The sequence below is a fragment of the Bacteroidota bacterium genome, assembly GCA_018266755.1.
In the GTDB taxonomy this organism is placed as follows: Bacteria; Bacteroidota; Ignavibacteria; order Palsa-1295; family Palsa-1295; genus JAFDZW01.
In genome coordinates, this window is record JAFDZW010000005.1 from 123,572 (window position 1) to 136,319 (window position 12,748).

Consider the following 12,748-nt stretch of genomic DNA (forward strand, 5'->3'; position numbering starts at 1 on the left):
TCTTGAGAGAACAGGAGTAATCCTCTGATGTGTGTGGGGTGGCGTATATACATGCAATAAAAAACGATACAAGCAGAGCGGTCCCTTTACTCCTACTTATTAATTGACGATAAATCGTCACATTCGTGTGGTGTATTTCACCGACGGCACCAAAGGTATGATAGCGCCTTTGGGGACTTCGGTCGGAAAGTCTGTTCATTCTGCGCTACGAAATTCCTATATGTCGGTCGCGTTTGCCACGACGCCGGCTGCTTCGGCATCCGTGCGTCCGTGACCGAGCCTCTAATTCACACAACATAACACATTCACAAATGCGGGTAGCACACCTGTAGGAGTACAACCATGAAAACACAACTCATTACCTTCATTGCAACGTGTCTCGTTGCGCTCGTTAGCTGTCAACAGGGAAGTCAGCCGACATCATCGACCGCCGGGCAAAACCCTGTCGGCTCGTTGAAGATGAACCAGGATGACGCGCCGTTCTCTACGACACTCATCAATACTTGCTGTAACGATACCGTGACGATCAGAGGAAACGAGCATATCGTCAGTAATGACGACTTCACGAAGGTACATATCAATCTCAGCGGCCTTTCCGGTACCGGTACGTCGGGGAATACATACCACGGCGGCTTGGTGCTCGAAGAGATCAGCCGCGATACGAACGGATCAGACGGCTGTAATGCTGTTGAGCATTTCGTGATGACAGCGCCGGGTGGTTGCAAGTTCAAGTTGACGATGCACATTCACATGACGGTCGATGCGAACGGCAATCTGCGTGTCGATCGCAACGACTTCACGATCGATTGCTTCTAACGCCCCTACTTGCGTATCAGCAATCGGTTCGGTGACACACGGCAGCGCCTCATCCGAGTCGCTGCCTTTTTTTGCGGCATTATTTTGTGTAAGTCGAAGGTTGGAATGGTGACCAATTCTCGTTCATGCCATTCGTCGGTCATCGAATTCTCCTCGTGTTCTTGATGGGCGCAGTATTCGCTGCGTGTAAATCTCCGTTTGCGACAGAAGCCCCGGTCGAGCTGACACGACGCTCGGTCAATGTGAATGCATCTGTACCAGATATGCTCCCGGCCGAGTTCGAAACATACGATGGGGTATTGCTTGCCTATCGTGCAATAGGAATAGATTCCGTTTCCAGACAGGTGCACGCAGAAGCAACGTTTTTTAACTATCTGGGCAATGGGTATCGCCCGCGACAACCCTTTCACGCACTCTTCGACGGACAACAATTACTCGACACCGTGAATATCCCGGGCGAGTTTACTGCGGTTGTTGCCCCTCCGACACGGTCAGAGTGGGTATGGAATATTCAAGGTGGCCGGGATGCTCCCACGTTCACCGATTCGATCGAAGCGCCGGACGAGGTTACTATCGAATATCCCGATACCGCCCATCGTCTGCCGGTTCCTCGTGAGCAGTTCGCTGTGCAATTTACCACCCCTGGTTCCGATTCCGTCTTTGTTCAGGTGCTAGTCATCGACCCGACCATAGGGATATTTTATTTTCATATTCCGAATACTGGCGTGTTTGAATTCACACCCGATCTTCTTTCGCGAATCCCTCCGGAAGCGAGTCTTGCCATAACCATTTCCTCCGTTAGAACGAAGGTAAGTATCCATGACGGCAAGACAATTCTGCTGCGAGCGGTGTACCCTACGTGGCGCACATTTACTTTTTCCGACTAACCCACCGTGCTGGCAACTACACGATCCTCCATACTCGCTACAGGCATCGGCAGCCTGTTGCTTTGGAGTTCGATGTGTCTTTCCGTCGCTCATGCCCAGAGAATCGATTTCGACACGCTTCGAAGGCATAGCCTTCAGATCGGAACGGGATTTGGTTCGTATGCTACCCACGATCAAATGGGTTCGCCGTTCATCTACTCGGCATCGATCGGACCGTTCTCAGTAGATTACATGTATCGCTCCGGGTATGCGACGCACGATATTCATGTTTGCTTCAGTATCGGAGGGGTAAACGGATCCTTCTTACATGCGCCGGTGCCGAGCGGACAACTTGACAGAGCCTCGTTGTTCACTCTGTTTGACCTCGCATACACGCAGCTTCGCCCATGCGGCAGTTTCGACGACGAACGGCTTCGGATTGCAGTCGGTGGTACGATCGATCTGTGGGGAGCGGCGCGCGCATATCTCTATTCCAGCACCGACATTTCTTCAGAGGATAGAGCCTTCAGTTATGATGCGGCAATGACGCTTGGGGCTTCGGTCCGCGGTTCGTATTCGCTGACAAGCGATCTGGAATGTCAAGCAACCGTTTCGATCCCACTTATCGGCGCTCTGATACGCCCGCCATATAACTTTTTCACCTCCGAACTCACGGCAATCTCGTGGTCTGATGTACATCTGGTTGGCATCGGCGGCTTTGTATCGTGGGATGCTTCGCTCGGAGCCTCCTTTGCTCTGTCGCCGTTGTTTGTGCTGAACGCAGCATTCAATTCTCGATATTTCCGCTACTCCCGAAACAATTGGGAGAGTGCTAACCTCGAACAAGTGATAGCGCTCGGGTTGGAATGGAGGTTTGCACTATGAAGTATGTGCTCCTTCTCGTACTGGTGTTCGTCATGACGGGATGTACCGATCTGTTGCTTGGTCCGCAAGAATCGGCCAAACCCACCGCGGTGTTCGATGCGTTCTGGAAGGAGTTCGACGCACGATACTCTTATTTCGATGTGTTCTCTGTGAATTGGGACTCGTTGTATTCTCTCTACCGCCCACGCATCAGCAACGATATGCCCGACTCGGCACTCGCCGCTACGCTCGACTCGCTTATTGTACCATTACACGACGCTCATGTATCGCTCTACGGTGCAGCAAATGGCAAGCAGTTTTCTTACAACTCCAATCGTCGCGTAAGCGATTCGACATTCGGCTTTTCAGAAAATGTCGTTAGCTCCTATTACCTCGGTCCCAGTGCTCGCCTCGGCGGATATGGAGAGGTCGTTTACGGATCGATCAATGACTCACTGGGATACATGCATATCGGAACATTTATCGATGGTGACGATAGCCGAGGGTGGGCCGACCGTTTTGAATATCTACTCGACTCGCTGCGCGACAAAAAAGCACTCATTGTAGATATCCGAGGAAATGGAGGCGGATCAGTAGGAAACTTCCGAACCCTCGCTTCTGAGTTTATCCCTACGGCCCGTCCGGTGCTTCAGGTACAATTTCGCAACGGGCCAGCTCATTCCGACTTTTCGCAACCCGAACCCGAAGTATTATCCCCGAAGGGGAAGCATCCCTGGACAAAGCCCGTCGCCCTGCTAACCGACCGCTACTCAATCAGTGCCGCCGAATGGTTTACACTTGCATTACGCACCGTCCCGAGCATTATCCAGATCGGGGACACGACGAACGGCTCGTTTTCCGGTCGCCTGGATCGAGAACTCGCCAACGGGTGGTTATACTCCATGTCCATCGAGCGCGTCACCGATGTGAACGGCATATCGTTCGAGGGAAAGGGAATCCCGCCGCATATTGTGGTCGCACGTCCTAAAATCACTACTACTAATCGTATCACCAACGACGTGGTGCTTGATCGGGCTATTGAAGAACTCAGTAAATAGCGAGAGCGCTTAACAGTCGTACACGTGAAGCACCGGCGCAATATCCGTCAGATTCGCCGCTCCATCGTAGTAGTTGATTTCCGCAAGGAACGCGAAGGCTACAACATTGCCGCCAAGTTGCTGGACGAGGTCGGCAGTTGCCCGTGCGGTGACTCCGGTCGCGAGGAGATCGTCGACGATCAGGATATTTTCACCTTTCTTGACTGCATCGCGCATCATTTCGATGCGGTGGGTACCCATTTGTAGCGCATAATCGATTCCGACGACGTCGAGCGGATGATCGCCTGTGCGCTTTCGTGCGACACTCATGCCGATACCGAGTTGCAACGACAGCGGAGCGGCGAAGATCAGACCTTTCGATTCGATACCGACAATACGGTCGATCTTCATGTCGCGAACTTTTAACAACAACGAATCGATCGCATGACGAAAGACGAGCGGGTCCTGCAACACAGGGGAAATATCGCGGTACGTGATGCCGGTTGTAGGGAAATTGGGGATATCGCGGATGTAATCCTTAAGAGTCATGATGAAGTATTGTGTGGATGTTCTTAGTAAGATAAACAGTAAGAATAGGCGCTTGGTGCGAGGAAAGGGAGCAGCACCGTTCAAACGGTCTAAATACAAGTCATTCTGAGCGAAGCGAAGAATCCCTTGATGAAACCTTGTGAGGCTCCGCCACAGGGATTCTTCGCGGGAGTGTACACTGAGCGGAGCGAACGTGCTCAGAATGACAGTACTGCACAATCAAATGGAGCCGTGCCACCGGGGAAAAACTTGAGGGGTGGCTTTCCTGGCCAACCGACGGACAGTGTGCAGAGCCGGGCTTCTCATCGTGGCAGTCATGAATTCCTCAATCTAAGATGCATTTTCCCGAATCGGACGGCATATCTTCCGTATTTTTGTATGTCTAATTAGCTGTAGGTATGATTCATACGTTCGATGTTGTGATCGTTGGAGCAGGCGGAGCAGGTCTTCGCGCTGCTGTCGAAGTCCCGGCCGGGTATTCTTGCGCCGTACTCACCAAAGTCCATCCGCTGCGTTCGCATACGGGGGCTGCTCAGGGCGGCGTCTGTGCCGCGCTTGGCAATCTCGAAGAGGACACGCCGGAATGGCATGCGTTCGATACCGTCAAAGGGTCGGATTATCTCGGCGACCAAGATGCGATCGAGGTGATGTGCAACGACGCACCCCGTGCCATTATCGAGCTCGAACACATGGGCATGCCGTTTTCCCGCACGGCAGAAGGGAAGATCGCGCAACGTCCGTTTGGCGGTCATACGCGCCCGATCGACAAAGCCGACCTCGACTCGAAGCGCATTCCCGTCAAGCGAGCCTGCTATTCCGCAGATCGTACCGGCCATGTCATGCTGCATACGCTGTACGAGAACTGCGTCAAGAACGAAGTCAATTTCTTCTCGGAGTATTTCGTAACCGAATTGCTCTACGAGAATGGCGTCTGTTCCGGTGTCGTCGCGATCGAAATTATCAGCGGCGAAGTCCATATCTTCCATGCCAAGGCTGTGATGTTCGCAACCGGCGGCGCTGGTCGTGTGTGGCGTATCACCTCGAACGCACACGTCGGTACCGGCGATGGATTTATTCTCCCGTATCAGAAGGGCTTGCCGCTTGAGGATATGGAATTCATGCAATTCCATCCGACCGGGCTTTGGAAGCTCGGAATTCTCGTTAGTGAAGCCGCTCGAGGCGAAGGCGGCATCCTACGCAACAAGGACGGCGAGCGCTTCATGGAGCGCTATGCGCCAACGGTGAAAGATCTGGCACCCCGCGACATGGTATCGCGCGCGATCATCCAGGAGATTCGTGAAGGCCGCGGCATCAAGGGATCCGACGGCACATCGTATGTCGATCTCGATCTGACCCACTTGGATCCGAAGATCATCAACGAAAAACTTCCGGAGATAACAGGCTTTGCCCGCACATATCTCGGCGTTGAACCGACCAAGGAAGGTGTGCCGATCCAGCCGACGGCCCACTACACGATGGGTGGTATCCCGACCGATATCGACGGGCGGGTGCTCCAGAATCATAACGGAGACATCGTCCGGGGGTTCTACGCAGCAGGCGAGTGTGCCTGCGTAAGCGTCCACGGTGCGAACCGTCTGGGCACGAACTCGCTGCTCGATCTTATCGTCTTCGGACGTCGAGGTGGGAAAGCGATCGTCGAATTCCTCAAGACTGCCGAGCACGCACCGCTTCCGAAGGATGCCGGCCAGTACACCCGCGCAATCGTCGCCGATATCAAGAGTCGCACGAGCGGTGAGAACGGCGCTTCCATCCGTACCGAGATGCAAGAAAGCATGATGGAAGATGTCGGCATCTTCCGTGACGACAAGGGTTTGAAGCGTACACTTTCAAAGTTAGACGAACTACAGGAGCGGTTCAAGCGCATTAAGATCGACGACAAGGGGATGCAGTTCAATACCGACGTCCTCGAAGCGATTGAGCTTGGCAACCTACTCGAAACCGCCAAGATCGTGACCGCTTGCGCGGAAAACCGTAAAGAATCGCGCGGTGGCCACGCCCGTGAAGACTTCCCGGATCGTGACGACGTAAACTACCTGAAGCACACGATGGCCTATCGCGGTGCGGACGGAAGTGTGAAGATCGACTATAAGCCGGTCGTCATCACGAAGTATCAACCGAAGAAGCGCGTCTATTGATTTGATCCGCGTTCGGCGTCAACGATTGCGGTCGGCCCTCGCCGCGGTCATGCTGTGTGCGGCATTCTCGACCGCACTTGCGCAGCACACTCGATATGAGTTCGGCGCTTCGTTCGCCGCAGGAGGGCAGTATGCCTTTATCAGCGACGGCGACGGTGTGTTTTTCGGTACTCCGTTCATTTGGAATCTTCGTGCTCAGCTCGGGACGAATTATATCCAGTCGATCTCTGCCGTTCTCGAACGTGTTTGGCAAACCTCGTCGCGCCAAGGACTCTGGTCGCCTTCCGGCAGTCTCGTCGATGTGACCGATCCGTATAATGCGAACATCACCGAACACCTGGCGATGTATGCGCTCTATGTCGAGACGATCAGGACCATTGCCCGATCCGATATATTTCGTCTTGGTATCGGGCTTGCCTTTGGGTATGCACTCGGCAGCGCCGATGCAACGGCCGAGCGATTAACGGATCATTCGACACGTTCGTACGATGGCAGCTCACCTTGGACCTCGTTTTATCTCGGTGCCTTCACGCGGGCTCGCATTACAGTCATCGACAACGAAACCTTGGACATCGGCCTGACCGCCACTGCCCGGTATTGGGCGATGCCGACACTTGGACCTGTTGCCGTGTCGGTGAATAGCTATAACGGCCCGAATGTACGGGCTGTCCATGAGGTCGGCTATCTGGCGGGTGTTTCGGTCGGGATCAAAAAATGGAAATAGGCGTCGTGTCCAGCACACAACGCGACACTCCGTCCGGACTGTAGGGGCACTCGGAACAATGCGAACGCTTTTTTTCGATGTCGTCGAACGAACGTGCATCGCGCCCGGCAAGGATCTCCTCAATCGTCCCAATCAACTCGTTCTCGAACCCATGTAAATCGATATCGGAATACACCGCTGATTCGGTCGTACCGGTCGATGTAAAATATAAATGGGTCGCCACCTGAGGAGCATCGAATAGTTTGAACACCAGAAAGGCATAGAGTTTTGTCTGGAATTCGTACTGTCGGATTTTTTCCGGTGTCGGTGTTTTGGTAGTCTTGTAATCGAGAATATGCCACATGCCGTCAGCATCGCAGTAGAGGCGGTCGATGACGCCGGAAAGGACATAGTGCTCTTGCAATGCGAAGCGCACAGGAAGCTCCGTATACGTCTCCGTGGCAGAGCGCAATGCGAGTAGGAGGTCTGACGCAAGCACCCGGCGAATATCGTCCTCCAATTTCCGCTTTGATAGAGCCCGTGCAGATGGCGGCAACTCCACACGAAATGCAAGTGCTTCGAATGCTTCGTCATTAACGGTAAACGTCCCGTCGGCGGCCGGTGCAAAATCGTCTATACGCTCGAACGCTGCGTGTAATAGCTTTCCATAGGTTGCCGCATGTGTTTGGCTGTGCTCGACCGAAGGATCATGTTCATACTCGATCGTCCGTACCTCCGGCAGGCCGAGATTAAAATGCAACACATATTTAGTCGGGCAATCTACATGCGTCTCGATCTGTGTCGGACTATATCGAGTGACACCGCGACGCGGATCTATCGTCCGCAGATCCATATGTACTGTAGGCACGACGTCCGATTGCGCCAACTGTCGCTCACGAGCTGCAAGGGTCCGGACGATCGGTATCGAACCCGTAAGTACCCGCTCGCTCTTGGTTCCGTTCTTATAGACGCTCAACCGTTGAACGAAGCCAATCGTGTCGGATGTGCTAAGTGTACTGCCATCGACGCCGAGGCTATCGAGTACTTGCGAAAGCTGAGACGTTTGGGCAATGGGTTTCTTGCCGTTAATCGTTGCGGAGATGACCAGCTCGTTTTTTGCTCGCGTGAGCGCAACATAGAGAATCCGCAGCTCTTCCTCGCGCTCGGCACCACGTTCGCCGACCGACAGAAGTCCGGAATATGGATGCCGCAGTGCCTCGTTGCCGGAATAATCTTCGAGCACGATATAGGGATAATGCCGACTGACGAGCGCCGAGGACGGACGCTTGCGCCCTTCATCCGATAGGTAGGGGAGATAGACGACCGGGAATTCGAGACCTTTGCTCGCATGGATCGTCATGATATGAACGGCATCGTCCGTCGGCTGAATAGCCTGCTGTTCGCGATCGTCGCGCTCCTGCAGAATCGTACACTGCTCGACAAACTCCCAGACCGGTAGTTCGCTTCGAGCAGCCAGTGAGATAAACTTGCGAAGATTCGATATCTTCTGTTCACCGTCCGGAAATACCAGATACGTTAACTCGATCAGACTATCGGCGATCCCTCGTTCGAGCAAGCGGACAGTATCGAGACGTCCGGTGAAAGCCACAAGTTGTGCGAGCCATGCGATTCGCGAACGAATGCCGGCATCGGTTGTGCTAGCAAGGAGGTGATCCCACAGTGACGGCCGCGGTCGCTTGAGGTTGCGAGCATGGACAAGATTCCAGATCGTGCGGTCGTCGATCCCGACATAGGGTGATCGAAGCAAGGCAACGAGATAGAGATCGTCATTCGGATCGATGAGTACATGCAGGAGAGTAAGTGCATCGATGATCTCCTGCTGTTGGTAAAAGCCCAGTCCGCCGCTGAGCGAATACGGAATATTATAGCGTCGCAGTGTCACTTCGAGAGACCCCAACCGCTTACGGTCTCGAAGCAAGATCGCCATTTCGGCGAAGCGGCACGGTGGATCGGCGGACTGTCGTTCGAGGATGGAGCGGGCAATGAGCTCTTCTTCGCTGAGAGAAGTATTCTCCGTTTCGTGAGCCTCATCAGACACCTCCTCTGCGATCAGCATTGTTACTCTCCCTTCAAACTCATCATCCTTCGCACACACAAGCGGACGATAGAAGTAGCGTTCGCGCAGGGTCGGATCTTCGCCAAATATATGGTCGGTCACCTTGTTCGCGAACGAAAGAGGGAACGGCAGCATGCGGAAACAGACGTCGAGAGTGATGGGCTCGACGCCATGCGATGCCCTCACTAAGTCAGCCACTGCATCGTGAAACACATCGAGATCTGCGTCGCGGAATCGGTAGATCGATTGCTTCGGGTCCCCGACGATTGTTACCAGTACATGATTCGAAAAATGAGCCGTGATCGATCGAAGGAGGCTATATTGTCGCTCGTCGGTATCCTGGTATTCGTCTACAAGGCAGTGCCGTAAGGACTCGGCAATCTCGGCGGCGATATGCGGCTCGGCGAGGAGGCGGACACCATAGTCGATCAGATCGTCGTGATCGAGCAAGCCTTGTCCAAGCTTCGCCTCGGTGTATCGCTCAAAGCTCTCTTCGTAGAGTTCGACCACATGACGCAAATGCGTAAATGTGTGCGGGGCAGAATTGCGCCAGTCCGCATAGGCCTCGAATTGCGGCATCAGATCCATAAGTGGCGCAAGCGCAGATTCGACCAGTCTGGCAACCTCAGGCCTATAATCGTTGCCGCCTTTACGGTGCTTGAATACCTTTTCTCTCGGTCCCCCCTTGTCTGTCAGAATCTTAGCAAAAAATACTGGGATTGCTTCGTAGCGCTGCTGGGGAGTTGTCGAATTCCGAATATCATTCAACGACATACGGGCGTCCTCGGCATCTGCATGAGTAGTAAAATAGGATTCGAGTTTTGCCAGAGCCGTCTGTACGGAAGCAGACATCAGTATTCGTTCTGCGGCATATTCGAATCGCTGCAGCAGCAGTGTGTCGAGCTCTTGGTCGGTGATAGTTCTCAGTGTCTCGGCGGCACGAGCGGCATGGAAGCGGCGGTCGATCATCCCCGCAATCCAGCGATGGATCTTCGCCCGACCGAAGCGAGTAAATGTCGTAAGCATCGGGGATGAAGCCGGTTCGCTGTGCTGATAGATATCGCGCAGGCGATTGTGCAGTACAGCTTCAATCGTTTCTTCGACGAGCAGTGTACGCTCGACCCCCTGCAGAATTCCGAAGGCTGGGTCAATCCCGGCTTCAATCGGGTGCTCGCGAAGCAAACGGGAGCAGAAGCCGTGGATCGTGGAAATCGGTGCAGCGTCAAGTTCGTGCATCGCACGCCAGAGTCGGTCGATCCGGGCAGGGTCTGCTGAAAGCTCCGCAAGTCGCGTTATGCGCTTAGTGATCGCCGCGGTGATCTTTTCTCGCAGTTCTGCTGCCGCATTCTCAGTAAATGTGATGGCCGCAATGGATGCCGGGCTCGTCGAATCGTCCGATTCGAGAATATGAACATAGTGTTCGACGAGCGTAAACGTCTTACCCGACCCGGCGTTCGCGATCAGTACCGTATGCGAATCGGCCTCGATGGCTTGCCGTTGCGCTGGCGTCAGTATAGCGTCACTCATGTGGGTGTTCTTGCTCTTTGAGGCGGCGTTCGAGCGCAAGCATTTCGTTGCCCATCGCTTCGAGCGTCTCGTCGTCGAAGCCATGTTCCGCAACCTCGAAATACACCGTATCCTCCGTGAGAATATGCTGGATAAGATTATGGACGATATGTGAACCCGTCTCGATGATACGTTTTACGCTGACATGCATCGGCACGCGGTCCTCTTCAAAATCACTGACGATCGTGCAAAATTCGTTGAAGTAGTCGCGTAAGAATTCGTGGTCGTAGTTCAAAAAAAGGAATTTCACGCGTCCTTGCGGGACGATCTGCTCCAGCCGTGGGAAAAAGATCTCTTCCTCCTTGACAAGATGGACGTTCAGATGCTCTCGAATAATCTCGCGTGTCCGAAGCAGGGTTGCATAATCGGCCGTTTGGATATGCGCCCGGTACCCATCGCGTTGTAGGCGCTCGATAAGAGTGAGCAATTCATCACATGCAGCACGAAACGCTACATGCTCGGCAAGTAATTGTCGGACGGGGTTTGATGCTCGTTCCAGGTGGTCGTAATTCATATTCGCAACGCTTTGTGAACATTACATTGTTGAGTGGGATTCAATTTTCATTACGGCGATCTCTTCAGAAGCAACACTATCACGAACCATCGGTCGGGTGCTCATGCCAAGGCTGGAATTGCGTCCGTTCGAGACGGATTCAATCTACCGTGCGCGTATCGAGCGTTGGGTAGTCCAAGGTATGGTCTGCGGCTTCTGTATCTTCAACGGTACGGTCGAGCAGGCGAAGCGGATTCTTGCCACGTTGCAGACATTGGCTCTTGCGGAAGGGACTGGGCCGCTACTATTCTCTTGCGATGCAGAGTGGGGCTTGCCAATGCGTCTCTCGACAGGCGGCACCGAATTCCCGCACGCACTCGCTCTGGCACATGCGACAAGGCCAAATTCCGTTCGTGACGCGGCACGAGCCACCGGAGTCGAGATGCGAGCGATCGGACTGCATTGGAGCTTTGCACCGGTGGCGGATGTGAATTCCGATCCGAAGAACCCGATCATTAATATTCGCTCCTTCGGTGAGAATGCGGAAACAGTCTCACACGCTGCGGTAGAATACGCCGCTGGCCTTGCAGAAGCCGGCATTGCTGCATGTGCGAAGCATTTCCCGGGGCACGGCGAGACACGCGTTGACTCTCATCGGGCACTCCCCGTGCTACAGCTTACGCCTGAACATTTCGAGCAGGTGGAATTCCCTCCGTTTCGAGCGTTGATTCATGCCGCGATTCCGTCGGTGATGACCGGCCATTTAGCAGCCCCTCTATTAGCTCGTGCGTTCGGGGCCGATCTTGCTACGGCAGAATTACCTGCCTCGGTTTCGCCTGTTCTGACACAAACGCTGCTGCGTGAGCATCTCGGATACAGCGGGCTCATCGTGACCGATTCGATGGAAATGGGAGGTCTGCGAGGCCTATTTTCAGGCGACGCCGATGCCGCTGAAGCGGCTGTGAGAGCTGGGAATAATCTCGTGCTCATGCCGGGCGATATAGATGAGATTCACGAGCATTTCCTCAGTGTTGCCGCAAGAGATTGCACCTTCGCTCGTATGCTGGAACATTCTGCACGCCAGGTGAGTGGCTTCATGGGACATTGCCACTTCGGAGAGCAAGCACCAATAACCAATTCCGAATTTCATCGATTATTGGCCAAGGATATCGCGGCCTCGGCAATTGATGTAATCGGCGAGATCGGCACTGTTCGCGAAGCGCGATTCTATCATATCGTGGCGGACGACCCTACACTTCAGGCGCAGCATATCCGGGAGCTTCAATCTCTCCTTGCGGAGTCTATTCCGTCGTTGCGAGCGATCTCGGAAGTCGAACTGCAATCGACGCTCGGTGCAGATACCATCGTGTTCGTTCTCGAACGACCTCGAGGAAAGCTTTTGGATGAAACAGGCGAGGGGATGAATGTTCGCCCTGTTGATCGCTTCGCCCTGTCTGTCCGGCAGCAGGGAAGCACGCCCCGATGTATCATTTCCCTCGGAAATCCGTATCTCAACCAATCGTTCGAGTTGGACGTACGGACGTGCCGAATTTTCACCTATAGTGATTCAACGCCGTCGATCGCTGCCGTGGTCGAGAGGCTTCATACTGTCAGGTAACCT

10 protein-coding genes are annotated in these 12,748 nt (G+C 53.9%); 7 read left to right on the top strand and 3 right to left on the bottom strand.

What is annotated here, in order from left to right; genetic code table 11:
* Nucleotides 1-342 precede the first annotated feature (342 nt).
* The 4 genes from JSS75_05115 to JSS75_05130 all read left to right on the top strand — a co-directional run bounded on the left by JSS75_05115 (nucleotide 343) and on the right by JSS75_05130 (nucleotide 3,604).
* The gene (locus JSS75_05115) at nucleotides 343-816 is read left to right on the top strand and encodes a hypothetical protein (protein ID MBS1903065.1); all 474 of its coding nucleotides are present in this window, start codon (nucleotides 343-345) and stop codon (nucleotides 814-816) included.
* Nucleotides 817-941: 125 nt separating this feature from the next.
* Complete coding sequence (locus JSS75_05120; protein MBS1903066.1) at nucleotides 942-1,703, top strand: hypothetical protein; 762 nt, start codon at nucleotides 942-944, stop codon at nucleotides 1,701-1,703.
* Nucleotides 1,704-1,709: 6 nt separating this feature from the next.
* Nucleotides 1,710-2,567 (top strand): hypothetical protein, encoded by an 858-nt coding sequence (locus JSS75_05125; protein MBS1903067.1) that lies wholly within the window; start codon nucleotides 1,710-1,712, stop codon nucleotides 2,565-2,567.
* A complete protein-coding gene (locus JSS75_05130) occupies nucleotides 2,564-3,604 on the top strand; it encodes a S41 family peptidase (protein MBS1903068.1) in 1,041 nt (346 codons plus the stop codon). The genes JSS75_05125 and JSS75_05130 overlap by 4 nt, the downstream gene beginning before the upstream one ends.
* Nucleotides 3,605-3,613: 9 nt before the next feature.
* On the opposite strand, the gene JSS75_05135 is transcribed toward JSS75_05130, so the two are convergent.
* Complete coding sequence (locus tag JSS75_05135) at nucleotides 3,614-4,132, bottom strand: adenine phosphoribosyltransferase (protein MBS1903069.1); 519 nt, start codon at nucleotides 4,130-4,132, stop codon at nucleotides 3,614-3,616.
* A 398-nt stretch (nucleotides 4,133-4,530) separates the two neighbouring features.
* Here JSS75_05135 and JSS75_05140 point away from each other — a divergent pair, with 398 nt between their 5' ends.
* Together JSS75_05140 and JSS75_05145 are read left to right on the top strand one after the other, a co-directional pair.
* Complete coding sequence (locus JSS75_05140) at nucleotides 4,531-6,288, top strand: succinate dehydrogenase flavoprotein subunit (protein ID MBS1903070.1); 1,758 nt, start codon at nucleotides 4,531-4,533, stop codon at nucleotides 6,286-6,288.
* Between the two features lies 1 nt (nucleotide 6,289).
* Nucleotides 6,290-7,012, top strand: a complete 723-nt coding sequence (locus JSS75_05145) for a hypothetical protein (GenBank protein MBS1903071.1) — start codon at nucleotides 6,290-6,292, stop codon at nucleotides 7,010-7,012.
* Here JSS75_05145 and JSS75_05150 read toward each other — a convergent pair.
* Complete coding sequence (locus JSS75_05150; protein MBS1903072.1) at nucleotides 6,996-10,595, bottom strand: UvrD-helicase domain-containing protein; 3,600 nt, start codon at nucleotides 10,593-10,595, stop codon at nucleotides 6,996-6,998. The two genes, JSS75_05145 and JSS75_05150, sit on opposite strands and share 17 nt — an antisense overlap.
* A complete protein-coding gene (locus JSS75_05155) occupies nucleotides 10,588-11,148 on the bottom strand; it encodes a hemerythrin domain-containing protein (GenBank protein MBS1903073.1) in 561 nt (186 codons plus the stop codon). The genes JSS75_05150 and JSS75_05155 overlap by 8 nt, the downstream gene beginning before the upstream one ends.
* Before the next feature lie 103 nt (nucleotides 11,149-11,251).
* Between JSS75_05155 and JSS75_05160 the strand changes: the two genes are divergently transcribed.
* The gene (locus JSS75_05160) at nucleotides 11,252-12,745 is read left to right on the top strand and encodes a glycoside hydrolase family 3 protein (GenBank protein MBS1903074.1); all 1,494 of its coding nucleotides are present in this window, start codon (nucleotides 11,252-11,254) and stop codon (nucleotides 12,743-12,745) included.
* The last annotated feature ends 3 nt before the right edge of the window (nucleotides 12,746-12,748 follow it).

Bases quoted from the DNA above. Each gene is read 5' to 3' on its own strand.
- JSS75_05115 (MBS1903065.1), top strand. From the start codon at position 343: ATGAAAACACAACTCATTACCTTCATTGCAACGTGTCTCGTTGCGCTC.
- JSS75_05120 (MBS1903066.1), top strand. From the start codon at position 942: ATGCCATTCGTCGGTCATCGAATTCTCCTCGTGTTCTTGATGGGCGCA.
- JSS75_05130 (MBS1903068.1), top strand. From the start codon at position 2,564: ATGAAGTATGTGCTCCTTCTCGTACTGGTGTTCGTCATGACGGGATGT.
- JSS75_05135 (MBS1903069.1), bottom strand. From the start codon at position 4,132: ATGACTCTTAAGGATTACATCCGCGATATCCCCAATTTCCCTACAACC.
- JSS75_05140 (MBS1903070.1), top strand. From the start codon at position 4,531: ATGATTCATACGTTCGATGTTGTGATCGTTGGAGCAGGCGGAGCAGGT.
- JSS75_05150 (MBS1903072.1), bottom strand. From the start codon at position 10,595: ATGAGTGACGCTATACTGACGCCAGCGCAACGGCAAGCCATCGAGGCC.
- JSS75_05155 (MBS1903073.1), bottom strand. From the start codon at position 11,148: ATGAATTACGACCACCTGGAACGAGCATCAAACCCCGTCCGACAATTA.
- JSS75_05160 (MBS1903074.1), top strand. From the start codon at position 11,252: ATGCCAAGGCTGGAATTGCGTCCGTTCGAGACGGATTCAATCTACCGT.